The sequence below is a fragment of the Streptomyces sp. NRRL F-5123 genome (genome assembly GCF_000721495.1).
In the GTDB taxonomy this organism is placed as follows: domain Bacteria; phylum Actinomycetota; class Actinomycetes; order Streptomycetales; family Streptomycetaceae; genus Actinacidiphila.
In genome coordinates this window covers 55,047-75,910 of sequence record NZ_JOHY01000047.1, presented here as the reverse complement: position 1 = coordinate 75,910, position 20,864 = coordinate 55,047, and the positions used below count along the sequence as shown (strand labels likewise).

The 20,864-nt window shown below is 73.4% G+C and carries 26 protein-coding genes; 9 read left to right on the top strand and 17 right to left on the bottom strand.

Annotated features, from left to right (window positions below):
• Positions 1-26 precede the first annotated feature (26 nt).
• Genes IH54_RS45790 through IH54_RS0129210 form a run of 3 tightly spaced genes read right to left on the bottom strand, consistent with a single transcriptional unit; the run spans position 27 to position 2,628 of the window.
• Positions 27-1,487, bottom strand: a complete 1,461-nt coding sequence (locus tag IH54_RS45790) for a tetratricopeptide repeat protein (protein WP_159012138.1) — start codon at positions 1,485-1,487, stop codon at positions 27-29.
• The gene (locus IH54_RS0129215; RefSeq protein WP_031522534.1) at positions 1,484-2,107 is read right to left on the bottom strand and encodes a DUF6879 family protein; all 624 of its coding nucleotides are present in this window, start codon (positions 2,105-2,107) and stop codon (positions 1,484-1,486) included. The genes IH54_RS45790 and IH54_RS0129215 overlap by 4 nt, the downstream gene beginning before the upstream one ends.
• A gap of 47 nt (positions 2,108-2,154) precedes the next feature.
• Positions 2,155-2,628 carry an ATP-binding protein gene (locus tag IH54_RS0129210; RefSeq protein ID WP_052397991.1) on the bottom strand — a complete coding sequence of 158 codons (474 nt, stop codon included), beginning with the start codon at positions 2,626-2,628 and terminating at the stop codon, positions 2,155-2,157.
• Positions 2,629-2,787: 159 nt separating this feature from the next.
• Here IH54_RS0129210 and IH54_RS0129205 point away from each other — a divergent pair, with 159 nt between their 5' ends.
• Complete coding sequence (locus IH54_RS0129205) at positions 2,788-3,639, top strand: helix-turn-helix domain-containing protein (protein WP_234344001.1); 852 nt, start codon at positions 2,788-2,790, stop codon at positions 3,637-3,639.
• Positions 3,636-3,944, top strand: coding sequence for a DUF397 domain-containing protein (locus IH54_RS0129200; protein ID WP_031522528.1), 309 nt, complete (start codon positions 3,636-3,638; stop codon positions 3,942-3,944). The genes IH54_RS0129205 and IH54_RS0129200 overlap by 4 nt, the downstream gene beginning before the upstream one ends.
• A gap of 70 nt (positions 3,945-4,014) precedes the next feature.
• On the opposite strand, the gene IH54_RS0129195 is transcribed toward IH54_RS0129200, so the two are convergent.
• The gene (locus tag IH54_RS0129195; RefSeq protein ID WP_159012136.1) at positions 4,015-4,905 is read right to left on the bottom strand and encodes a hypothetical protein; all 891 of its coding nucleotides are present in this window, start codon (positions 4,903-4,905) and stop codon (positions 4,015-4,017) included.
• A 59-nt stretch (positions 4,906-4,964) separates the two neighbouring features.
• Entirely contained in the window at positions 4,965-5,408 is a 444-nt protein-coding gene (locus IH54_RS0129190; RefSeq protein ID WP_234343999.1) for a nuclear transport factor 2 family protein, read from the bottom strand.
• A 132-nt stretch (positions 5,409-5,540) separates the two neighbouring features.
• Between IH54_RS0129190 and IH54_RS0129185 the strand changes: the two genes are divergently transcribed.
• Positions 5,541-5,789, top strand: coding sequence for a DUF397 domain-containing protein (locus IH54_RS0129185; protein WP_031522522.1), 249 nt, complete (start codon positions 5,541-5,543; stop codon positions 5,787-5,789).
• A gap of 51 nt (positions 5,790-5,840) precedes the next feature.
• Positions 5,841-6,014 carry a hypothetical protein gene (locus IH54_RS45785; protein WP_159012134.1) on the top strand — a complete coding sequence of 58 codons (174 nt, stop codon included), beginning with the start codon at positions 5,841-5,843 and terminating at the stop codon, positions 6,012-6,014.
• Positions 6,015-6,048: 34 nt separating this feature from the next.
• Here the strand turns inward: IH54_RS45785 and IH54_RS0129175 are convergent, their stop codons facing one another.
• The 3 genes from IH54_RS0129175 to IH54_RS0129165 all read right to left on the bottom strand — a co-directional run bounded on the left by IH54_RS0129175 (position 6,049) and on the right by IH54_RS0129165 (position 8,568).
• Positions 6,049-7,302, bottom strand: coding sequence for an MFS transporter (locus IH54_RS0129175; protein WP_078862614.1), 1,254 nt, complete (start codon positions 7,300-7,302; stop codon positions 6,049-6,051).
• Between the two features lie 167 nt (positions 7,303-7,469).
• The gene (locus tag IH54_RS0129170) at positions 7,470-7,994 is read right to left on the bottom strand and encodes a GNAT family N-acetyltransferase (RefSeq protein ID WP_031522520.1); all 525 of its coding nucleotides are present in this window, start codon (positions 7,992-7,994) and stop codon (positions 7,470-7,472) included.
• A 22-nt stretch (positions 7,995-8,016) separates the two neighbouring features.
• Entirely contained in the window at positions 8,017-8,568 is a 552-nt protein-coding gene (locus IH54_RS0129165; RefSeq protein ID WP_031522519.1) for a GNAT family N-acetyltransferase, read from the bottom strand.
• Between the two features lie 489 nt (positions 8,569-9,057).
• Between IH54_RS0129165 and IH54_RS0129160 the strand changes: the two genes are divergently transcribed.
• Positions 9,058-10,257: a cytochrome P450 gene (locus IH54_RS0129160; RefSeq protein WP_031522518.1), complete on the top strand. Its 1,200-nt coding sequence runs from the start codon at positions 9,058-9,060 to the stop codon at positions 10,255-10,257.
• Here IH54_RS0129160 and IH54_RS0129155 read toward each other — a convergent pair.
• Entirely contained in the window at positions 10,224-10,889 is a 666-nt protein-coding gene (locus tag IH54_RS0129155) for a TetR/AcrR family transcriptional regulator (protein ID WP_078862613.1), read from the bottom strand. The two genes, IH54_RS0129160 and IH54_RS0129155, sit on opposite strands and share 34 nt — an antisense overlap.
• 51 nt (positions 10,890-10,940) lie before the next feature.
• Here IH54_RS0129155 and IH54_RS0129150 point away from each other — a divergent pair, with 51 nt between their 5' ends.
• Positions 10,941-11,492, top strand: a complete 552-nt coding sequence (locus tag IH54_RS0129150) for a GNAT family N-acetyltransferase (RefSeq protein WP_031522514.1) — start codon at positions 10,941-10,943, stop codon at positions 11,490-11,492.
• 48 nt (positions 11,493-11,540) lie between these two features.
• A complete protein-coding gene (locus IH54_RS0129145) occupies positions 11,541-11,855 on the top strand; it encodes an NIPSNAP family protein (protein WP_031522512.1) in 315 nt (104 codons plus the stop codon).
• A 28-nt stretch (positions 11,856-11,883) separates the two neighbouring features.
• Here the strand turns inward: IH54_RS0129145 and IH54_RS0129140 are convergent, their stop codons facing one another.
• Entirely contained in the window at positions 11,884-13,134 is a 1,251-nt protein-coding gene (locus IH54_RS0129140; protein WP_078862612.1) for an MFS transporter, read from the bottom strand.
• A 102-nt stretch (positions 13,135-13,236) separates the two neighbouring features.
• Positions 13,237-13,512: a hypothetical protein gene (locus tag IH54_RS47170; RefSeq protein ID WP_031522507.1), complete on the bottom strand. Its 276-nt coding sequence runs from the start codon at positions 13,510-13,512 to the stop codon at positions 13,237-13,239.
• Positions 13,513-13,608: 96 nt separating this feature from the next.
• Here IH54_RS47170 and IH54_RS0129130 point away from each other — a divergent pair, with 96 nt between their 5' ends.
• Positions 13,609-14,379 carry an AraC family transcriptional regulator gene (locus tag IH54_RS0129130; protein WP_052397992.1) on the top strand — a complete coding sequence of 257 codons (771 nt, stop codon included), beginning with the start codon at positions 13,609-13,611 and terminating at the stop codon, positions 14,377-14,379.
• Here the strand turns inward: IH54_RS0129130 and IH54_RS0129125 are convergent.
• The 5 genes from IH54_RS0129125 to IH54_RS0129105 form a co-directional block, all read right to left on the bottom strand.
• Positions 14,321-15,187, bottom strand: coding sequence for a helix-turn-helix transcriptional regulator (locus IH54_RS0129125; protein ID WP_052397990.1), 867 nt, complete (start codon positions 15,185-15,187; stop codon positions 14,321-14,323). The two genes, IH54_RS0129130 and IH54_RS0129125, sit on opposite strands and share 59 nt — an antisense overlap.
• 563 nt (positions 15,188-15,750) lie before the next feature.
• A complete protein-coding gene (locus IH54_RS0129120; protein WP_031522500.1) occupies positions 15,751-16,497 on the bottom strand; it encodes a dienelactone hydrolase family protein in 747 nt (248 codons plus the stop codon).
• Positions 16,498-16,664: 167 nt separating this feature from the next.
• On the bottom strand, positions 16,665-17,096 hold the full coding sequence (locus IH54_RS0129115) for a hypothetical protein (protein ID WP_031522497.1): 432 nt from the start codon (positions 17,094-17,096) through the stop codon (positions 16,665-16,667).
• Positions 17,097-17,123: 27 nt separating this feature from the next.
• Entirely contained in the window at positions 17,124-17,531 is a 408-nt protein-coding gene (locus tag IH54_RS41985) for a hypothetical protein (RefSeq protein WP_159012130.1), read from the bottom strand.
• Positions 17,532-17,663: 132 nt separating this feature from the next.
• The gene (locus tag IH54_RS0129105) at positions 17,664-18,167 is read right to left on the bottom strand and encodes a DinB family protein (RefSeq protein ID WP_031522492.1); all 504 of its coding nucleotides are present in this window, start codon (positions 18,165-18,167) and stop codon (positions 17,664-17,666) included.
• Between the two features lie 137 nt (positions 18,168-18,304).
• Here IH54_RS0129105 and IH54_RS0129100 point away from each other — a divergent pair, with 137 nt between their 5' ends.
• On the top strand, positions 18,305-19,543 hold the full coding sequence (locus tag IH54_RS0129100) for a DUF4032 domain-containing protein (RefSeq protein ID WP_031522490.1): 1,239 nt from the start codon (positions 18,305-18,307) through the stop codon (positions 19,541-19,543).
• Between the two features lie 88 nt (positions 19,544-19,631).
• Here the strand turns inward: IH54_RS0129100 and IH54_RS0129095 are convergent, their stop codons facing one another.
• A complete protein-coding gene (locus IH54_RS0129095; RefSeq protein ID WP_031522488.1) occupies positions 19,632-20,855 on the bottom strand; it encodes a Gfo/Idh/MocA family protein in 1,224 nt (407 codons plus the stop codon).
• Between the last annotated feature and the right edge of the window lie 9 nt (positions 20,856-20,864).

Below are 20,864 nucleotides of genomic sequence, written 5' to 3'. Positions count from 1 at the left end.
CCCTGACAGCTACTGAGTGTAGTAACCTATTCAGCTCCAGGACGCGGGCCCGGTGCCCGTCGGCGCCCTGGGGGTCGGCCCGGGCGAGGTGGTCGAGGTCGGTGGCCTCCTCCCACGCGTCCCCGAGGGTGCGGTGGGCGGCGGCCGCCTGCCGTAGGAAGCCGGCCGCCTCCTCCTCGCGCCCGGTGGCCGCGTACGTCAGGCCCGTGCCGCGCCACGCGAGGGCCTCCCGGCTGCGGTCGCCGAGTCTGCGGTGGAGCATCGCCGAGCGCTGGTACGAGGCGAGGGCGTCGCCGTACGCCGACGTGGCGCTGGACGTCACCGAGGGTGAGGAGCCAGTAGGCCTCACGGGTGCGGTCACGCAGGGCCAGGGCGATATCCATGGCCTGGCTGGCGTCCGCGAGGGCCTCGTCCTGACGCCCCTCCGCCAGGTGCAGCTCGGCCCGGAGCCGCAGGACGTTGCCGAGTCCGCCCGGGTCGTCGGAGGAGCGGTAGACGTCCAGGGCGTGCCGCAGTGCCACCGCCGCTTCCGGCAGCCGTCCGGCCCGGTAGTGCGCGGTGGCCGCGTTGGCGTGGACGGCGCCGGCCAGCCGTTGGTCCCCGAGGTCGCGCAGGATCGCGCCGGCGTCGTCGAAATGGCCGCTCGCCAGGTCGAGTTCCCGCCGCCTGAGGTGGATCAGGCCCATGGCGTTCCGCACCCGCGCCTCATCGAAACGCCGCCCCATAGCGCGGGCGAGGTGCAGGGCCCGGCCCAGGCATTCCAGGCCCTCGTCGTGGCGTGCGCGCTCGCGGTACGCCATGCCGAGCCGGGTCAGCAGGCGCAACTGCACCGCCGGATCCTGGTCGCGGACCGCAGCCTCCACACCGGCCTGCCCGATGCCCGTCCACTCCGCACGGGCGGAGGACGGGGGCCAGGCGTGCCAGAGCGTTTCGGCGAGCTGCCAGGTGAGCCGGTCGTCACCGGATGCTGTCGCGGCAGCAACCACACGCCGGTAGATGGGCAGTTCGCGCTCGGCCCAGTCGACGGCCGCGTCGTAGTCGGCGAACGTCAGCGGGGACACCGGGCCGGTGGCGGGAGGCAATCGCAGATTGTCCTCGCCCGGAGAGATCCAGTCCTGCGCCGCGTCGGCGGTGTGGAGGTACCAGGTGAGGAGGCGGCGGAGAGCGGCCTCCCGGTCCTCCGGCGTCTCCTCGGCGTGAGCCTGGTCGGTGGCGTGCGCCCGCAGCAGGTCGTGGAACTGGTAGCGGTCGGGGGCGGTCTGCTCCAGCAGATTCGCGCCCACGAGATCGTCCAGGAGCTGACGGGCCTTGCCCGTGGTCAGATCCGCCACCACAGCCGCTGAGTGCAGCCCGAAGTCCGGCCCCGGGTGCAGGTCCAGCAGGCGGAACAGCCGGGCTGCGGGTCCGGCCAGCGCCCGGTAGGGCCCTTCGACGACCGTCCGCATCACTTCCTCCTCCGACGGCGCCCCGCCGTCGTCCGTACTCATGCGGCCGGGGGCGGGGGAAGAGGGGCGACCGCGCGGGGGAAGTAGGACGCGATGTCCTCCGCCGTCGTGAAGAGGCCGCGCATGAACTCGGCCCAGGCCTTCACCACCGCAGGGTCGGTGAAGCGGATCGCTCCGTCCGGGACGCCGGTGTCCGTGTACATCACGCGGAAGAGGACACCGTCGCCGATCGCCACCAGTTCGGGGAGCGGGCCCGCCGCTTCGGCGGCGGTGAGGGCGGAGGCGAGGACGACGCGGGTGGGTACGCCGAACCGGGCCCCTGGGTGCAGGGAGTGCAACTCCCACTGGATGTACGGCGTCAGCGGCTCCTCCACCACCCGCAGCCGGTGGAAGACGCTGCCACGGCGGGCGTCGTCCTCCGCCTCCGCCCGCAACTTGTCCTCACGGGTGGCGAAGAGGCGCAGCGCCTCGTCCCAGTCGCCGCGGCGCAGGGCGTCGCGGCTCGCACTGCCCGTCTCCTCGAAGTGCTGCCGCCGCTCCAGCTTCCACGAGTTTCCGTCGCGCACCGAGCCGCTCCGCTCGCGGAAGTCCTGCTTGTATTCCAGCCGGGTGAGCCGCTCACCGCCTTCGGCGGGCAGTTCGGGGACGTGCAGGTCAAGCATCAGGGGTTCCTCCTTCGTAGCGCTGGGCACTGGCGGGAGTCGCGTCCTCAGCTACGGACACGGGGCCGCACCGGCGGGAGGGGGAGGTCGAGTTCGGCTCGTACCGTCTTGCCGATCGGGATCCGGTCACGTACCGACCAGCGGTCGGCGAGCGCCTCCACGAGCATCAGCCCGCGCCCGGTCTCGGCGAGTTCGCGCGGGGGTGTGAGCGTGCCCGGGCCCGGGGGCCGACGCTCGGTGCGGGTGTCGGACACCTCGATCCGCAGCGTGCCGCTGCGCAGCCGCATCCACACCTCGAAGTCCCGGCCGGCCACGCACCCGTGGGTCACCGCGTTCGCCACCAGCTCGCCCACGACGATCTCCGCCGCATCGAACACGGCCATCGTGTGCGGGATCCCCCACGTACTGAGCTGGTAGAGCGCGAGCTGCCGGGCGAGCCGCGCACCGCGCCGGGTCGAACTGAACTGCTGCCTGAACTCACCCTCTGCACACGGCAGTTGGGGAGCTGCGTGAGTCGTCATGGAGCCCAATGTGCCCTGCTCAGCCCCCGCGATCCCAGCACCGCACCGCGTACGCTGAGCAAGCGTACGCGCACAAACTGTGGACAGTACGCGTCACCGAGGGTGAGCATGTCCTCCAGCGGAGTGACCCTGCGGGGCCCAGTGTGCGGGAGGTGGCCTATGACGGCCAACATGACGTCCGGCGGTACGTTCGCGGGCGGAGGTGAGCCCGAGCCCTCGGACAGCCTGAAGACGTTCGGGGCCGTCGTCATGGCTTTACGCGAATTCTCCGGCCTGTCCCGGGAGGAGCTGGGCGCCCACGTCGGCCTCTCGCAGCACACGGTCGCCTCGATCGAGCAGGGGCGGCGCATGCCGGACCCTGATTTCGCGGAGAGGGCCGAGCCCCACCTCGGCGGGACCGGCGTCTTGCGGAAGGCGCTGCGGCACGTGGCTCGCCAGCCGGGGCTGGCGAGTTGGTTCCGGCAGTGGGCGCGCAAGGAGCAAATCGCGGTCAACTTGGATACGTACGAGTGTCGCGTGGTGCCAGGCCTGCTCCAGACGGAGGCCTACGCGCGTGCGTTGTTCGAGGACCGGCTTCCGCCCCTCAGCGATGAGGAGATCGACACCCAGTGGGTGGCACGGGCTGAGCGGCAGCAGCTTCTCAGCGATCGACCCAACACGGCCTTCAGTTTCATCCTCGACGAGCACATCTTTCGTCGGCAGACGGGCGGCCGTGAGGCCACGATCGAGCTGATCGACCACGTCGTACAGCTGAGTCGCCAGCGGAACATCGCGATCCAACTGCTCCCGGAGAACACAGGCGTGCACCCCGGCCTCGACGGGCCGGTCAGGTTGCTGGAGACCCCGGAAAACCAGTGGCTCGCGTACAGCGAAGGACAGGAAACCGGCCAGCTCATCACCGACCCCAAAGTGGTCAGCATTCTCCGGCAGCGGTATGCAAAACTGCGCACGCAGGCCCTCACCCCTGAGGAGTCCAGGGGCTTGCTGTTGCGACTGCGAGGAGAGCTATGACCACCAACCTCACCTGGTTCAAGAGCAGCTACAGCAGTGGTAGCTCCGGCGACTGCGTCGAAGTCGCGCTCTCCTGGCGGAAGTCCAGCTACAGCGGCAGCTCGGGGGACGACTGCGTCGAGGTCGCTGTGGCTTGGCACAAGTCTTCCCACAGCAGTGGTCCGGACGGCGACTGCGTCGAGGTCGCCTCCTGCCCCGGGACCGTCCATGTGCGGGACTCCAAGGACAAGGAAGGCCCCCAACTCGCCTTCTCCCCCGCCGAGTGGTACCACTTCCTGGGCTTCGCCCAGGCCCACACCGTCTGAACGCACGACCGAGGCGGGGTCACGGGGCAACACCCCCGTGGCCCCGCCTCGTAGCGTCTGAGGGGCAACCTCACTCGGTGAAGACCTTCACCGAGTCCGGGCTCCCGCCGTTCCGGTTGATGCCGACGAAGAAGTCGCTTCCCACGTGGGTGATGTCTTCGAGCTCGTCGGTGAGGTTGTTGCCCGGGATGCCGATATCGCTCTCCACGTCACCTCCGGACCAGTTGTACTGGTACACCCAGTTCCACCCGGTATCGGGGGTCGACGTGTTGATGGAATTGCTGTTCCAGATGTAGTTCTCGGAGCAGTCAATGCCCTGGTCGGAACGATTGTCGTGAATCGTCAGGTTGCTCTTCACGAGCGTCCATCCGCTCGTCAGCGCGCCTGAGCCGGGATGGGTCCACAAGCTGCCCAGGCGGCGGGCGGCGTATTTCCCGGCTCCGCCTGCGGCCGTATCGCTGTAGCAGAGGCCGCTGATGTTGCCGATGGGCAGATGGACGACCTCGCTCGCGCCGATGGCCCCCGACGAGCTGAGGTGAATAATCCCCACGTCGGCGCTCGGGTAGGCCGATTGACTTCCCTGGGTGGCAATGAGCGCAGGGCCCGTGCCGAGGTAGTCCGGGTTGTAGGCGAGGTCGTTGCCGTGGCCGACAGCCGGCATGGAGGTCGGCGCTCCGGCGCAGGTCCAGCTGGCACCGTCCCAGGCCGTGCCGTCGCGCAGCCACCTGGACAGGACCGGTTCCGCCCCGCCCGCCTTGGTGAAAATGATGTAGAGCTGGCTGTCCGGCCCCTTGACCATGCCTTCCATGACGGTGCGGCCCGCCCGGCAAGGGCTGCTGTTCGGGATGCTCAGCCGCTCCGCCCCGCTCCTGTCCGTAGCGGCGTAGGCGGACGTCGTCGAGGAACTGGCGATTCCGGTCAAGAGTGCCAGTACGAACGCGAAACCCAGTCGTTTTCTCACTCGTTGCCTCCCCCTTGGCGAATGAGGGGGAGGCTAGCATCCCATCGGAAGTGCGGGGTTCAGGAAACGCCCTTGCGCAACGACGCGATGAGGTGGTCAAGGTCCCCTCGTGCCGTGTATCTACGGATCGGGTCGATGTAGTCGCGTGACTCGATGATCTGACCGTCCCGCACACGCATGACGAAGATGCAGGGCACCTTGGCCGTGGAGTCGTCCGGCAACGTGAACTCGTAGGCGAACTCGGCGACGATCACTTCAGGATCGGCGGTCTCGTGGACGACGACGTCGACGACACTCCTCTTCGGCAAGGACTCCCGGACTTCCGGAGGCACCGTGAAGTGCTCCCGGAGCGCCTGCCGACTCGTCAACGGCTCGGACTCCGGCGTCGCCATCGGATGCCGGACGTCGGTGACCTCGCCGTAGAGGTCAGGCAACTCGCTTGAGTTCCCGTCGGCGACACCATGGACAAGCCGGAGAAACACCTCGCGCGGACTCAGACTCACAAGGCCCCCAAGTAATACGCACAGACAGCTGGCGATCATTATCGCCTGAGGGTGCACCCCGGCATCGACGGCCCGACAGGCCCTCACCCCTGAGGAGTCCGGGGGCCTGCTGTTACGACTGCGAGGAGAGCTATGACCACCGACCTCACCTGGTTCAAGAGCAGCTACAGCAGCGCCCAGGGCGACAACTGCGTCGAAGTCGCCGCCCCCTGGCACAAGTCCTCCTACAGCTACAGCCAGCCCAGCGACTGCGTCGAGGTCGCCTCCTGCCCCGAGACCGTCCACGTCCGGGACTCCAAGGACACGGAAGGCCCCCAACTCGCCTTCTCCCCCACCGAGTGGGCGCACTTCCTGGGCTTCGCCCAGGCCCACACCGTCTGAACCCCCGACCGAGGCGGGGCCACGGGGCAACACCCCCGTGGCCCCGCCTCGTTGCGTGAGACGGTTCCGGCCGACGCGCAGGCCGACGCGCGCATGTTCATGCTGGGTGGCGACACCTTTCGGGCGCTCAAGGTGATCGTGGACGCGACCGGCTACGACCTGCGCCAGGCCCGGGACATCGTGTACGCGCCGGTCTACGACGTCGAGGTGCCGAGGGGAAGCTGAGCCGGTTCCAGCAGTCGCCCTGAACGGAGCCCGCTCACTGCCCTTCGGTGCGGGTCGGCCAGGTGAGGCGGCGGGCGGGGCGGGTCCAGGTGGCCGGCAGGGTGAGTGCGGCGACGAGGCCGCCGAGGGTCATGAGGGTGGAGGGGGAGGTGCGGTCGACGACGACTCCGCCGATCAGCGCGCCGAAGGAGATGGTCGCCTGGAAGGAGGACGTGAAGAGCACCGATGCCGCTTCGGGCGCTTCCGGTGCCGCCTTGGCGAACCACGTCTGGGACGCGACCGGGACGGCGCCGTAGGCCGTGCCCCACACGACCAGGAGGGCCAACGCGCCGGCCCGCCCGTGGCCCAGGAGCGGCAGCAGCAGGGTGGCCGCCGCGATCATGGCGGCCGCGAGCCCGAGAACGGCCCGGGGGCGGCGCGCGACCACCGACCCGGCCAGGAAGTTGCCGGCGATTCCCGCGGCGCCGTAGACCAGCAGGAAGACGGTGATCAGCCGCGGACCGGCGCCGGTGACCCGCTCCAGGAACGGCGTGACGTAGGTGTAGGTCCCGAAGTGGGCCAGCACGACGAGGAACGTCAGCAGCAGTGCGAGACGCGTGGTGACGTTCCCGAGCAGGCCGCGCAGCACGTGCAGGCGGGTCGTCCGCAGCGGCGGCAGCGGCGGGACGACCCGTACGAGCAGGACCAGCACACCGAGGGTGAGCGCACCCATCACTGCGAAGGCGGTGCGCCAGCCCGCCAGGTCTCCGACGAACGTGCCCGCCGGTACGCCGAGCACCGAGCCGAACGGTACCGCCGAGAAGATCACCGACGTGGCGCGGCCGACCGACTCGGCCGGCACCAGACGCTCGGCCAGTCCGGCGCCGATCGACCAGAAGCCGCCGATGACGACACCGACGACGACGCGGGAGACGAGGACGAGCCAGTAGCCGGGTGCGGCGGCGGCGAGGAAGTTCGCCACGGCCAGCAGGAACACGAACACGCCCAGCATCAGCCGCCGGTCGACCCGGGCCGTCACCACCGTGACCACCGGGGCCGAGACGGCCGCGAGGAATCCGGGCACGGTCATCGTCAGCCCGGCCGTGCCGTCGGAGAGGGCGAAGCTGGAGCCGATGTCGGTGAGCAGACCGATCGGCAGGATCTCCGTCGTGACGATCGAGAAGATCCCCAGCGTCACCGACACCACGGCCAGCCACCCGATCAGCGGGGACCGGGGCGGCGAACCTGTTCCGGCGGGGCGGGGCGTGACCGCGTCGGTCACGGAAATCTCGTCGGAAGTCGAGGCCATGGGGGTCCGTCCTGTGAGGGGCCTGCCGTCTCGTGACGAGTGCAGCAGGCTCGGCACGGGGAAGGCTGGCAGGTCCGCGACGTCACCCTCGTCGGGCAAGGGTGATGTCGCGGATCTGCCGACCCGGCGCCGGGCCTGCGCGCCGACGGCCCCCGGGAGGACGGCCGTTACGCGCCCTCGGGGCCCACGTGCTTTTCCAGGAGCGTGAACGTCTTTGGTTCGGCGCCGGGTTGGGGCTTGCCCGACTTCCGGCCCACGACGCGGTAGCCCTCCGCCGTGTAGTACGCGGTCAGGCGGCGGTTGGACGCCAGGCAGTCGAGGCGGACGAGAGTGCGGCCCGCCTCCGTCACCCGGCGTTCGGCGGCGCGGAGGAGGTGGCGGCCCGTGCCGGGGCGGGCGGTGGCGCGGTCGACCATCAGGCGGTGGACGTACCCGGCGACGGGGGGCTGCGGCCCCCACGCGGCCTCGTCCTGCCACCACAGCTCCCACGCGCCGACCGGCCGGCCGGCCGCCTCGGCGAGCCAGACCTCGCCGCGGGTCATGACGCGGCGGAAGTGGTCCTCGCCCAGCTCGCCGGGGCGCCACTGGCCGGTGACGCCGCGGGCGAGCATCCAGCGGGCGGCGTCGTCACGCAGGCGGACGAGGGTGGCGAGGTCGGCGGCCTCGGCGCGGCGGACGTGCGGGTCGGTCACACCGCGATCATCGCACGCACGTTCAGTGGCGCGGCGGGGTCCAGACCCCGCGCCACTGCTCGGCCCCGTACTCGTGGAAGCGCGCGGCCTCCGTGAAGCCGAGCTTCGCCGCGACGCGCACGGAGCGGGTGTTGGCGGTCTGGGCGGTGAGCAGAACGGGCTCGCCGGGGTGGGTCGCGGCGAACCACGCGAGGGCGGCGGCGCAGGCCTCGGTGGCGTAGCCGCGGCCCCAGGCGCGGGGCAGGAACATGTAGCCCAGCTCGTGCTCGCCGCGCTCGGGGCGGATGTGGCCGGGGCGGGCGGGGTCGCGGACGTCGAGGGTCGTCATGCCGATCGTCGCGCCGTCCAGCTCGACCGCGAAGAAGCCGGTGCGGCGCCCCGGCACCTCCGGCATGGTGCGCTCCAGCTCCGCGCGGGGCTGCGCGCCGCCCACGAACGTGCCGACCTCCGGGGAGGCCAGCAGCTCGACGAAGGCGGCGCGGTCGCGGGCCTCGGAGGCACGCAGGACGAGCCGTGCGGTACGGATCGGGGCGGGCGGCCACGCGACGTCGGCCGCCGGGTCGGAGGCAGTCATAACAGGCGCACATTCTAAGGCGGTTGCCGCCGGAGCTGAGAGCTCACCGGCGGGGTCGGGCGCCCGGCGTCGTACCCGCGTACGTACCCGCGTACGTACCCGCGTCGCACCCGGGTTCGTACCCGCGTTCGTACCCGCGTTCGTACCCGGCGACCGGCGCGGCTTGCCGCCACGCGCCGTCCCCCGCCGGGCACTTGACTCCTCGCAGACGCCCGGAGACGATCTCGTCGTGCCCTGAACGAGGCCCACGAGCGAGCCCGCGAAGGACTCCGACCGCCCGAGCCGGGGAGTCGTCCGAGCCCGCACTTCGGGGAGGCGCAGGACCGTGCGTTGCGACACCGAGCCCGCAGCGGTGCCCGCCGTGCCCTGGCACACACCCCCCGGCCCACCTGCCGCAACTGCCTGCCGGGCGGGCGGTGTTCCCCCGGCCGGCTGGACCTTACGGCCTTTCCGGCGAACCACCGGCGAACCAGCTGAGGAGCACGCACCATGACCGAACTCCGTTCGGTGGCCTTCACCGCCTCGGAACGCGACCGCGCCTGCCCGTTCGACCCGTCGCCGGATCTGCGGCGGATGCGCGAGACCGAGGGGCTGCCGCGGATCCCCGTCGTCCACCCGGTGCTGGGCGAGGTCGAGGCCGTCGTCGTCACCCGCTACGACGACGTCCGGGCCGCCTTCGCCGACCCGCACCTGGTCACGGGCAACGGCATCGACCCGGACCAGCCGCGCACCCTCTACAACCAGCCGGGCTTCCTGCTCGCCTACAGCGGCGCGGAGCACGCCCGGCTGCGCCGGATGCTCACCGGCAGCTTCACCAACCGGCAGGTCGAGCGGCTGCGCCCCGCGATGGAGGCGATCGTCGAGGAGCACCTCGACGCCATCGCGGCGCGCGGGCCGGTCGCCGACCTGGTGCAGGACTTCGCCCTGCCGATCCCGTCGCTGGCGATCTGCGAGCTGCTCGACGTCCCGTACGGGACGCGGTCGATGTTCCAGCGCACCTCCCAGGTGATCATGAGCGGGACCACCTCCGCCGAGGAGGTGCTCGCCGCCTCGGAGGAGCTGCACGAGGCGCTGGCGGACGTCGTCGCCCGCCACCGGGCCGACCCCGGGGACGGGGTGCTGGGCGCGGTCGTGCGCGAGCACGGCGACGAGGTGGCCGACGAGGAGCTCATCGGGTTCGGCATCACCCTCCTGATCGGGGGGCACGAGACCACGGCGACGCAGATCGCGCTGAGCGTGCTGGCCCTGCTGCGCAACCCCGAGCAGCTCGCCGCCCTCCGCGACGACCCCGAGGCCGCCGGCCCGGCCGTCGAGGAGCTCCTGCGCCACCTCGCCATCCCCGCGCCGGTGCCGCGCCGCGCCACCGCTGACGTCGAGATCAACGGGCAGCCGGTCGCCGCGGGCGAGTACGTCCTGATGTCCGCGCTGACGGCGAACCGCGACCCCGCGTTCGTCCCCGACGACCCGGACGGCCTCGACCTGCGCCGCCGCCCGGTCACCCAGCTCTCCTTCGGCTTCGGCGTCCACCAGTGCCTCGGCCAGCAGCTGGCCCGGATGGAGCTGAAGGCCGCTCTGCCCGCCCTGCTCCGCCGCTTCCCCACCCTCCGCCTCGCGGTCCCGGAAAGCGCCCTCCGCTTCCGCTCGGGCTCGACGGTCTACGGCGTGGAGTCGCTGCCCGTCGCCTGGTGAGCCCCCGGGGCCCCGCCGGTCCCGCCGCGGCGGCGGGCCTGCCCGGCGGGGGGAGCCAGCGCGGCCAGGTGGTCGTCGACCAGGGCGATCTGCCGCTCCGGGGGGAAGGCGGCGGGGTCGAGGAGCGCCTGCACGACAAGGCCGAGGACGAACGCGTGCGCCGCCGCCGCGATGCGATCGGGGTCGCCGGGCCGCAGCTCGCCCGCCTGCTGCGCCTGGACGACCCGCTCGGCGAGCCTGGCCCGGCCGCGGGCGTACCTGCCGGCGTGGCCCGCGGTCAGCGCGGGGTCGGCGAGCGCGGCGCCCCAGGACGAGACCCAGACGCGGTTGCTGTCCGTGGCCTCCGCGGTCAGCGGCAGTACGTCGAGCAGCGCGTCCCGCAGCCCCGCCAGGCCGTGCCCCCGCTCGCCGCGCCGCCGGCTCGCGGTGCGCTCCTCCAGCAGGTCGAGGGCGTACACCACCAGGGCGTCCTTGCTCGGGAAGTAGTGGGTGAGCAGCCCGGTGGAGGCACCGAGCCGGGCCGCGACGGCCCGCAGCGTGAGACCGGAGAAACCGCGCTCGGCCATGACCTGCCACACCGCCTCCGAGACGTCGCGGCGGCGGCTCTCGTGATCTCCCTTTGTCCGTGCCATACGCCTACGCTACATTCACACAACAGGTGTTATGTAAATCGGGAGGTCATCATGTTCTCGCTGGCGCTGCGCGACGACGCGCACCTGGCCCCGCTGGAGACCTGGCACGCCGAGGAGTTCGCCGCGCACCTGGACAGGGCCCGCGAGCACATCCGGCCCTGGGTCGGCCCGTCGTTCGTCACCACCGACCTCGCCGGGGCCCGTGCCACCCTCGCCCGGTACGCCGAGCGGCAGGCCCGCGACGGCACCTGCCTGTTCGGCATCCGCCGCGGCGGCACCCTCGTGGGCGGGGTGATGTTCGCCGCCGTCGAGGCCGCGACGGGCAACTGCGAGATCGGCTGCTGGCTGGAGCCCGCCGCCGAGGGCCACGGCCTGGTCACCCCCGCCTGCGCGGCCCTGCTCGACCACGCGCTCGTCGAACGCGGCTTCCACCGCGCCGAATGGCACTGCCGCAGCGACAACGAACGCAGCGCTGCCGTCGCCAAGCGCCTCGGCATGACCCTGGAGGGCCTGCGGCGGGAGGCCTGGCCGTACGAAGGCAAGCGCTACGACAAGCAGGTCTGGGCCGTCCTCGCCCCCGAGTGGACCGCCGCGAAGAGCTGACCGCCCGGCCGCACTCCCCCACCCGCCCGTCCGTGAAAGGAGCCCCGAGTGGTCACCTGCCACCTGCGCTACGAGATCGACCCCGCGCAGCTCGACGCCTTCGAGCGATACGTGACCGGCTGGATCCCCGTCGTCACCCGCCTCGGCGGCACGCACCACGGCTGCTTCCTGCCGCACGAGGGCGCGAACGACATCGCGTACGCCCTCTTCTCCTTCCCCACCCTCGCCGCGTACGAGGAATACCGCGCGGCCATCCTCGACGACCCGGAGGCGCGGGAGCTGTGGCGGCTGAGCGCGGCGAGCCGCTGCATTCGCCGCTTCGACCGCACCTTCCTCCGCCCGGCCCTGACCGCGCGGGCCTGAACCGCCCGGCTCCCGCCCGCGCGGCCCGCTACCGCTGGGCGGGCAGCGCCGGTTCCGGGAGCGGGCGGGTGAGGAGCCAGCCGAGGGCGGGGAGGGTGATCAGCGGGAGCAGGGCCGTACGCAGGGACGTGGCGTCGGCGAGCGCGCCCACCGCGGGGCTCAGCACGCCGCCGACGCTCACCGCCAGGCCCAGCGTCACGCCGCTCGCGGTGCCGACGCGGGAGGGCAGGTAGTCCTGGCCCAGGGTGACCTGGAGGGAGAAGGGGACGTAGAGGCCCGCGGAGGCGAGGGCGACGAAGAGGTAGAGGGCCGGGCCCGGGACGAGCACGACGCCCGCGACCGCGGCGGCGCTCGCGACGTACGACCGGCGCACGACCCGTACTCGCGTCCAGCGGGCGGCGAGCGCGCTGCCCAGCACCGTGCCCACCGCGCCGCCGAGGTAGAGGACGAAGAGGGCCGCGGCTCCGACCGCCGTACCGCCGCCCGTGCGCTGGCGCGCGTAGAGGGAGATGAAGCTGCCGAGGACGACGAAGACGACCGACCGGCACACGATCGCGAGGGTCAGGCGGACGAAGGAGCGGCGGTCGTCGGGGCGGTCGTCGGCCCCCGCCGTACGCGTCCCGGGCCCCTCCGCGGCGGCGGACCCGCGGCGCACGGCGAGCAGCGCGAGCGCCGCGCCCAGCGCGGCGGGCAGCACGAGCACCGGCGTGGCGCCCAGGCCGCCCGCCCCGACGACCGGCGTGACCAGCAGCGGGGCGAGCGCGAAGCCGATGTTGCCGCCGAGCGAGAACCAGCCCATCGCGGTGTGGCTGCCGCGGCTCGCGATCCGCGCGACCCGCGCCGACTCCGGGTGGTACGCGGCGATCCCGACCCCCGCGACCGCGACGCACAGCAGCGTCAGCGGGTACGAACTCCCGACGCCGCTGAACGCGATCCCGATCCCGCACAGCGCGGTGCTCAGCGGCAGCAGCCACGGCATGCTCCGCCGGTCGGTGAGCGCCCCGAACGCGGGCTGCACGAGGGAGGACAGCAGCGACGCGGCGAGCACCACGCCGGACGCGGCGGCGTAGGTGTAATTCCGGTCCGCGACGAAGAAGGGGACGAGCGCGGACACCGCCCCCTGGTAGACGTCCACGCACGCGTGCCCCACGGACAGCGTCAGGATCGCCCGCCGCTGCCCACCGCCCGACGGCGGTTCGGGTGGGGCGGGCGGCAGGGCCGCGAGGGCGTTCGGGGCGAGGCCGTCGGAGGGCGGTCCAGCCGGACGTGAAGTGGTCATGACGCGATGCTGGCCCGCGGGGCGAGGTCACCGCTTCCGGCAGAATGCCGGATGCTGTCGGAAAACCGCCACCTCCGCGGGACGGTCCCGCCGCAGGGCGGCTCACTCGGGGTCCGGGCCTCCCGGCGCTGTCTCCGTATCCGCGTCCGCCCTCCGTGCCGCGTCACCCCCGATCAGCAGCCCCAGGATCGGGCCGCCCAGCAACGCGGTGAAGGCGTACTGCCAGCCATCGGGCAGCAGCAGATGCCCCGCCACGCCCGTAACCACCACCACGGCCACGATCTTCGCCATCAGCACGGGGTTGCGGACGATCGCCCACAGCCGTCGCAGGAATGTCCCACCCTCACGCGAGCGCTGCTCGCGCCCCCCAACGCTCATCCCCGTATCGTCCCACCGCCCGACCCGGGAGGGCAGCCCTCCGGCAAGGCCTGCGGCTCTCCCGTACGGCGCCGCGCCGCCGCTACAGTGCGGGCCGTGCCGAAAGTCCCCCGTCCGCCCGCCACCGCCCCCGAGACGACCGTCGCCCCGCCCACCTCGGTCCGGCCGCTCGCCGCGGGGGAAGGGATCGACGCGCATGTGCACCGCGAGCACCAGATCCACTACGCGGGGCGCGGCGTCCTCACCGTCACGACGGACGCGGGGACGTGGGTCGCGCCCGGCAACCGGGCGTTGTGGGTCCCGGCGGGGACCGCGCACTCGCACCGGGCGCACGGGCGTCTGGACCTGCACACCATCGGGCTGCCCGCGTCCGTCAACCCGCTCGGCCTCGACGCGCCCGCGGCCCTGACCGTCGGACCGCTGCTGCGCGAACTCGTCCTCGCCTACACGCGCGAGGACGAGCCGGTCGCGGGGGCCGAGCGGCGGCGCATGCGGGCCGTCCTGCTGGACCAGCTGCGCGCCTCGCCCCAGCAGCCCGTGCATCTGCCGATGCCGTCCGACCCGCGGCTGGCCGCGGTGTGCGCGCTGCTGCAGCGCGACCCGGCGGACGGCCGCTCGCTCGCCGGGTTCGGCGCCGCGGCCGGAGCCGGGGAGCGCACCCTGAGCAGGCTCTTCCGGGACGAGCTGGGCATGACCTTCCCGCAGTGGCGCACCCAACTGCGGCTCTACCACGCCCTGGTGCTGCTCAGCGAGGGCATGCCCGTCACGGCGGTCGCCGCACGCTGCGGCTGGTCCTCGCCGAGCGCCTTCATCGACGTCTTCCGGCGGGCGTTCGGCCGGACGCCGGGGAGCCGTCCGCGCGCGTGAGCCGCGGCCACGCGGCGACGGTGGCCGGGTCCGGCTCCGGGCTGAGGACGACGACGCGGTGGTGGGGGTCGCCCGGCAGGTCGAGGTTCTCGTAGTGCAGGTGCAGCACGCCGTGCTCGGGGTGGCGTACGACCTTGGTCCCGGCGGCGCGCAACTCCACGTCTCCCGTCGCCCAGTTGGCCCGGAAGGACGGGCTGCCGGCGTCCAGCTCCGCTATCAGCCCGGCCAGTTCCGCGTCCTGCGGCAACAGCCCTCGGACGAGGCGGAGTTGCGCCGCGGTGACGGAGGCGACCTCGTCCCAGTCGAGGTAGAAGTCCGCGGCGCGGGGGTCGAGGAAGATGTGCCGTGCGAGGTTGGGCGGCGTACCGGGGGCCGCGCAGGGGCTCGCCAGCACCGGGGCGAAGAGCACGGCGCCCAGCGCGTTCGCGGCGACGATGTCGAAGTGGTCGTTCAGGACGGCGGCGCCGACCTCCCCCATGTGGTCGATCATGCGCCGCAGTTCGGGCCGGAGTCCGGCGGGCGCGGCGCGCTCCGTACGGCGGGGCGGGTGCGCGAGGGACAGCAGATGGGCGCGCTCCACCGCGTCCAGCCGCAGCACCCGGGCGAGGGCGTCCAGCACCTCCGGCGAGGGCGCGCCGGACCGCCCCTGCTCCAGCCGCTGGTAGTACTCCACGCTGATCCCGGCGAGCTGGGCGACCTCCTCGCGGCGCAGCCCCGGCACCCGGCGGCGGGCTCCGGACGTCAGCCCGGCGGACTTGGGGGCGACCCGCGCCCGGCGTGACCGCAGGAAATCTCCGAGGTCCTCCATGCCGTCCAGTATGGCGGCCGAGGGTGGCCCTGGCAGTACCCGTACAGGCAGGGCCTGGGTCGCCTCGGCGCCGCACCGCAGACTCGTCGCGTGGTGCGGGACGCACGGGAGGGGGGGCTCGTGCGCAGCGCCCGGGCCGCACGCGGGGATGCGCCCGCCCGGCCGTGCCGGGCCGGGTGGGCGCGGCGAGGCGCTCCGGACCGCGCTGCATCCCCGAGCCGCGCGGGACGGAGCCGAAACCGCCCCGCTACCCCGCCGCCGGGCGTCCGACCGGCCCGGCGGCGGGGGGCTGGACGCACACGGCCGCCGTACCGACGCGGGCGCCGCGGACACCTCGCCCGCCTCACCACCACCTCCGAGCCGCAGACCGGCCCGCTGGAGGCGGTGGAGAAGGCGGAGGTCGACCGCAAGGGCAACCCCGGCTGCGGCGAAGGCGGTTCGGGCGGCAAGGACGGGTAACCCCACCGCCGCCGCCCGGCCGTGGCGGTGGGGTTACCCGTCGGCAGAACAACGGGCGGCCCACTCCCCACCGGGGGCGGGCCGCCCGTTGTTCTGCCGCGGGCTCAGCCCAGGTGGCGGGCGAAGAAGCGGGCCGCGTCCGCCGGTTCGTCCGCCGGGAGCGGCGCGGAGTGCGGGCCCGGGTGGGCGTGCAGGGACTTGTCCGCCGAGCCGAACGCGTCGAAGAGGGCGAGCCCCTCCGCGCGCGGGATGCGCTCGTCGTCCCACGCGAGCAGGAACCGCACGGGTACGGTGACCCGCGCCGCGTCCTGGGCCAGCGCCCGCGCCCCGCTCAGCCCCAGCACCGCCGCCCGCACCCGGGGCTCGGCGGCGGCGAAGGGCACGCCGAGCCCGCAGCCCAGCGACACCCCCCAGTAGCCCACCGGCCCGGCCCCGATGTCGTCGAGCCCCTGGAGCGCGTCCAGCACCGCCCGCCACTCCGGCACGGTGCGCCGGGCGACCAGCCCCTGGAAGTCCGCGATCAGCGGATACGGTTCCGCACCCGCCGCGATACGCGCCCCGTTCGCGGTGGCGAGCGCGTCCAGCTCAGGATCGGTGGGCCGCTCTCCGTGCCCGGGCACGTCGACGGCGGCGACGGCGAAACCGCACTCCCGCACGAACCGCTCCGCGCGGGCCGTCACGAGGGGTGCCTCCTTGTGCTGCCCGCCCCCGTGCCCGACCAGTACGAGCGGCCTGCTGCCGGGCCCCGCCCCGTCCGGTGTCCACAGGACGCCGGGGATGTCACCGAGAAGGAATTGCCTGGTCCGGACCCCGTCGGCTGCCGACGACTCCGGACGAAGAGTGAAACGCATGGCGCTCACGCCTTTCGGAATGCCTCACGCGCACTGCGCGTGCTCGGGCACTCCCTCAGCCATGCGCGAGGGGAGGGCGGGCCCGACCTGTCATTTCGCTGATCGGTCTCACCTCCCCTGGTCGTCATCGGCTGCACGGCGCCCCGACCCTAGCACCCCCGGGGGCGTCAGGCCGCGGCCTCCGGGACCGCCCGCGCGAGCAGGACGCGCAGGCAGTCCGCGTCGGAGTCGTTGAGGAGAACCTCGACTGTGCGGCCGGGCGTGGTGAGCCCGACGATCACCGAGTACCGCGCGGACGCCACGGGGGCGTCGGCGCCGGTCGGCGGGCGCTCGGACTCGATGCGCACCTCCCCCAGCGGGGCGGTGAGGTCGGCGAAGTGCCAGTCCGGCGCGAAGACGAGCCGCCCGTTCTGCTCCCGCAACTGCGCGGGGCGCCACCCCGCCCGCCCCGCGCCCGCGTCCCGTATCCGGCACCCCACGGCGAAGGGCTCCCCCTGCTCGAACCGCCGCTTGCGCCGCCGCGCGGCCCTCAGCACCGCCCGCCTGCCGAGCCTTCCCCCGGCCTCGGCGGCCAGGAAGTCCCCGATCAGATCCAGCATGGTCCCCCCTCGTTCCCTTACGTTCGTTCAGGCGCCCCGGCGGAGCACCTCGCCGAAGCGCTCGGCGCTCCACGGCGGTATCGCGATCTCGACGGCCCCCGCGCGCGAGTGCAGCCGGTGGATGGTGCAGTCCCTGTTGACGAACCACGCCTCGGCCCCGGCGGGCGCCCTGGTCGCCAGGACGCGCAACTCGCCGACCGGCAGTGTGTATCCGCCGCCGCCCTGAGCCGGCTGCCAGAGGAGGACGGCGTCCTTCTCCGTGAGCCGGCCGGACCGCCATCGGCCGTCCCGTCCCGCGACCGGTCGGCGCAGCGCGCAGGGCACGTCGAAGACCTCGCCGGCCTCGTGGCGCGCCGCGAGCCGCCGGTCACGCCGGCCGGCCGAGCGCCCGGTCAGCACGCCGCCGACGAACTGGGACAACACATCGAGAACCATGCCGACCGCCTTCGCAGCGTCCCCCGCTTCGGCCGCGCGCCCGTCCTGCCGCGCAACCCCCCACCAGGCATGCTCACCCCCGTCACAGAGGGGCGTCAAGTGCCTCGGTCGGCGGGGGCGGCGGCGGGCGGGTCACTGGCCCGTCGTGCCGTCGGCCAGTTCGCGGAGGATGTCGAGGTGGCCGTTGTGGCGGGCGGTCTCCTCGATCAGGTGCATCAGGACCCAGCGGAGGTTGACGTAGCTGCCGTCGCGGATAGGGCGCTTGGCGAGGTCGTCGAGGGAGTGGGCGGCGGCGGTCTCGCGGTGGCGGGCGGCGTCGGCGGCGTAGGCGGCCAGGACGTCGGCGAGGGGGAGGGCGAGGTCGACGGTGAACTCGCGGTCGGGGTCCTCGTCGGTCCAGGGGCCGCGGTCCTCCCCGCCGAGGAAGATCACGTCGAACCACCAGTGCTCCACCCAGCGCAGGTGGTTGATCACACCGGACAGCGTCATGAGCGGGGAGCCGGGCAGCGGGGCGCCGCGGCCGTGCTCGTCGGTGGCGCCCTCGCACTTCTCGCGGGCGGTGTCGCGGGCGTAGTCGAGGAAGGTCGTGAGGGTGGTGCGCTCGTCGCCGGTGGGCGGCAGATCTGTTCTGGTCATGAGAGGGCATGATCCGCGATCCGCGGTGCCGCGTCGACCGTATTCCCTGCCTGCGGCGACGCGCGTCGCCCATGGCACCATCGAAGCTGCGGCGCCGTGCCGCCCCGTCCCCTTCCCGAGGAAGCCGAGCCGCCGCCATGCCGCTGCACATCAGGGCCTTCGACGCCGACCACCCTTCCGCCCTGCTGGACCTGGAGTGGCACCTGCCGCTGGAGCAGTGGTCGGACGCGTCGCTCGTCGCGCTGCCGCGCGGCATCTCCCGGCACGTGGTGCGCTTCGCCCGGGCCGGGGACGAGGTCGTCGCGGTCAAGGAGGTCAGCGAGTGGGCGGCGGTCCGGGAGTACGGGCTGCTGCGCGACCTGGACCGGCTCGGCATACCCGGGGTCGACCCGATCGCGGTCGTCACCGGGCGGGAGGCGGCGGACGGGACCCCGCTGGAGCCCGCGCTCGTCACCCGGCACCTGAACGGCTCGCTGCCCTACCGCTCGATGTTCGAGACGACGATGCGGCCCAGCACCGTCAACCGGCTGCTGGACGCGCTCGCGGTGCTGCTGGTGCGGCTGCACCTGGTGGGTTTCGCGTGGGGCGACTGCTCGCTGTCCAACACCCTCTTCCGGCGGGACGCGGGCGCCTTCGCCGCCTACCTGGTGGACGCCGAGACCGGGCAGATCCAGCCGGAGCTGAGCGCCGGGCAGCGCGACTACGACATCGACCTGGCCCGCGTGAACATCGCCGGCGAGCTCATGGACCTGGAGGCGGGCGGCTCGCTGCACCCGGCGGTCGACCCGGTGACCTTCGCCGAGGCCATCTGCTCGCGCTACAACGCCCTGTGGCACGAGCTGACCCGGCAGTCCGTCTACCCGGCGGACAAGCGGCAGTACATCGACCGCCGGATACGCCGCCTCAACGACCTCGGCTTCGACGTCGCCGAGATGCAGATCCAGCGCTCCCCCGCGGGCGACACCATCACCTTCCTGCCCAAGGTCGTGGACGCCGGCCACCACCAGCGGCAGCTGCTGCGGCTGACCGGTATGGACACCGAGGAGAACCAGGCCCGCAGCCTGCTCAACGACCTGGAGTCCTGGATGACCACCCAGGACGACTACGCGCCCGGCGACCCGCTGGGCGCCCGGCCCGAGGTGCTGGCGCACCGCTGGGTGCGGCAGGTCTTCCGGCCCGCGGTGCGGCTCATCCCGGTGGAGCTGCGGCGCAGCCTGGACCCCGCGCAGATCTACCACGAGCTGCTGGAGCACCGCTGGTACATGTCGGAGGAGGCCGGCAAGGACGTCGGCCTGGAGGCGGCCGTCGCCTCGTACATCTCCGACATCCTGCCGCACGTGCCGGACCCGACGGCGATCAAGCCCGAGGTCGAGTGACTCCCCCTGCCTCCGGCGGGGGCACCCCCACCCCTGCCGTCGACGGAGGCGCTCCCACCCCTGCCGTCGGCCGGCGGAAACCTCCGGTTCACGCCAGCCGCAGCGCCGCCTCCCTGACCGCGAGGGTGTCCGCGCGCGCCTCGCGCAGGCCCGGCAGCGGCCAGATCCCGCGGCGCGGAGCGGGCAGGCCGCCGGCATCGGCTTCGGCTTCGGCTTCGGCGCTCCAGGCGATGCTGCGGGTCCAGGCCCGCAGCTGCTCGCGGAAGCCCGTCACGGCGGGGCCGGAGCGGTGCGTGGTGCGGGTCGCGGCGCCGGTGTCCGGCTCCCACGTGTCGATGTGCAGCGTCGCGCCCTCGTCGCGGGCGTAGGGCGAGGGCAGGGTGAGGGTGGCGACGGTGTCGGTGCCGGTGAACTCGATCGTCTCGCGGTAGCGGCGGTGCTCGGGCAACCGCAGATGGCTGACCTCGACGAGCAGTTCGTCGTCCGGCCGCCAGCGGCAGCTCACCGCGCTGCCGCCGGCCCACTGCACGCTGTGCTCCAGTGAGCCGTGCAGAGTGCGCCCGGTTCCCTCCAGCGCGGCGTGCACGATGTTGACCTGGTGGATGAGCGAGCCGCCCAGACCCCGGGCGTAGACCTCGGCCTGCGTGCCGCTCGCACCGGGGCCGAGCGCGCGGCCGAGCGCCTCCCGCGCGGCGGGCGGCTGCGGGCCGTAGGGCGGGGCGGGGTACGGGACGAGGTGGTCGACCAGGTGCGGGGCGTTGGGGTCGTGGATGTCGACGCTGATCCGGCGGGCGGTGGCGGCGTTGTCCCGGCAGTGCTCGACGAAGAGCTGCACGACGGGGTCGTGCCGCTTCATGTAGCCGGCGGTGACGGGCACGCCGGTGCGCCGCTCGGCGGCGATCAGCTCGTCGATCTCCGCGAGGTCCAGGCTCACCGGCTTCTCGCACAGCACCGGCAGCCCCGCCTCCAGGCAGCCGATCACCGCGTCGCGGTGGGTCCACCACGGCGAGAGCACCAGCGCGGCCCGCGCCCCGGCCCACACCGCCTCCTCGGCGCTCGTGCACACCGCGACCCGGTCGAATCCCGCCATCAGTGCCGCGCGGTGGGCCGGATCCGGATCGATCACGGCCGCGGGCCGGATCAGCTGCGACAGGTCGCGCATCTCGCGCAGGTGCGCGGCGTGCGCGACCTTCCCGGCCCCGATGACGACGACCGGGACCTGCGCACGGCCCGGTCCGCCCGCTCCGGCGGGCCCGCCGCGCGGCCCGTCGGCGGTCTCCGCCGGCGGCCCCTGCCGCCCCGTGTGACGCATCGTGCTCAT

Excerpts from the sequence above, each read along its gene's own strand:
- IH54_RS0129100 (WP_031522490.1), top strand. The coding sequence starts at position 18,305 with ATGCCGCTGCACATCAGGGCCTTCGACGCCGACCACCCTTCCGCCCTG.
- IH54_RS0129210 (WP_052397991.1), bottom strand. The coding sequence starts at position 2,628 with ATGACGACTCACGCAGCTCCCCAACTGCCGTGTGCAGAGGGTGAGTTC.
- IH54_RS41985 (WP_159012130.1), bottom strand. The coding sequence starts at position 17,531 with ATGGTTCTCGATGTGTTGTCCCAGTTCGTCGGCGGCGTGCTGACCGGG.
- IH54_RS0129120 (WP_031522500.1), bottom strand. The coding sequence starts at position 16,497 with ATGCGTTTCACTCTTCGTCCGGAGTCGTCGGCAGCCGACGGGGTCCGG.
- IH54_RS0129160 (WP_031522518.1), top strand. The coding sequence starts at position 9,058 with ATGACCGAACTCCGTTCGGTGGCCTTCACCGCCTCGGAACGCGACCGC.
- IH54_RS0129155 (WP_078862613.1), bottom strand. The coding sequence starts at position 10,889 with ATGGCACGGACAAAGGGAGATCACGAGAGCCGCCGCCGCGACGTCTCG.
- IH54_RS0129185 (WP_031522522.1), top strand. The coding sequence starts at position 5,541 with ATGACCACCGACCTCACCTGGTTCAAGAGCAGCTACAGCAGCGCCCAG.
- IH54_RS0129165 (WP_031522519.1), bottom strand. The coding sequence starts at position 8,568 with ATGACTGCCTCCGACCCGGCGGCCGACGTCGCGTGGCCGCCCGCCCCG.
- IH54_RS0129095 (WP_031522488.1), bottom strand. The coding sequence starts at position 20,855 with ATGCGTCACACGGGGCGGCAGGGGCCGCCGGCGGAGACCGCCGACGGG.
- IH54_RS47170 (WP_031522507.1), bottom strand. The coding sequence starts at position 13,512 with ATGAGCGTTGGGGGGCGCGAGCAGCGCTCGCGTGAGGGTGGGACATTC.
- IH54_RS0129150 (WP_031522514.1), top strand. The coding sequence starts at position 10,941 with ATGTTCTCGCTGGCGCTGCGCGACGACGCGCACCTGGCCCCGCTGGAG.
- IH54_RS0129140 (WP_078862612.1), bottom strand. The coding sequence starts at position 13,134 with ATGACCACTTCACGTCCGGCTGGACCGCCCTCCGACGGCCTCGCCCCG.
- IH54_RS0129200 (WP_031522528.1), top strand. The coding sequence starts at position 3,636 with ATGACCACCAACCTCACCTGGTTCAAGAGCAGCTACAGCAGTGGTAGC.
- IH54_RS0129205 (WP_234344001.1), top strand. The coding sequence starts at position 2,788 with ATGACGGCCAACATGACGTCCGGCGGTACGTTCGCGGGCGGAGGTGAG.
- IH54_RS0129105 (WP_031522492.1), bottom strand. The coding sequence starts at position 18,167 with ATGACCAGAACAGATCTGCCGCCCACCGGCGACGAGCGCACCACCCTC.
- IH54_RS0129125 (WP_052397990.1), bottom strand. The coding sequence starts at position 15,187 with ATGGAGGACCTCGGAGATTTCCTGCGGTCACGCCGGGCGCGGGTCGCC.
- IH54_RS45790 (WP_159012138.1), bottom strand. The coding sequence starts at position 1,487 with ATGAGTACGGACGACGGCGGGGCGCCGTCGGAGGAGGAAGTGATGCGG.
- IH54_RS0129115 (WP_031522497.1), bottom strand. The coding sequence starts at position 17,096 with ATGCTGGATCTGATCGGGGACTTCCTGGCCGCCGAGGCCGGGGGAAGG.
- IH54_RS0129175 (WP_078862614.1), bottom strand. The coding sequence starts at position 7,302 with ATGGCCTCGACTTCCGACGAGATTTCCGTGACCGACGCGGTCACGCCC.
- IH54_RS0129215 (WP_031522534.1), bottom strand. The coding sequence starts at position 2,107 with ATGCTTGACCTGCACGTCCCCGAACTGCCCGCCGAAGGCGGTGAGCGG.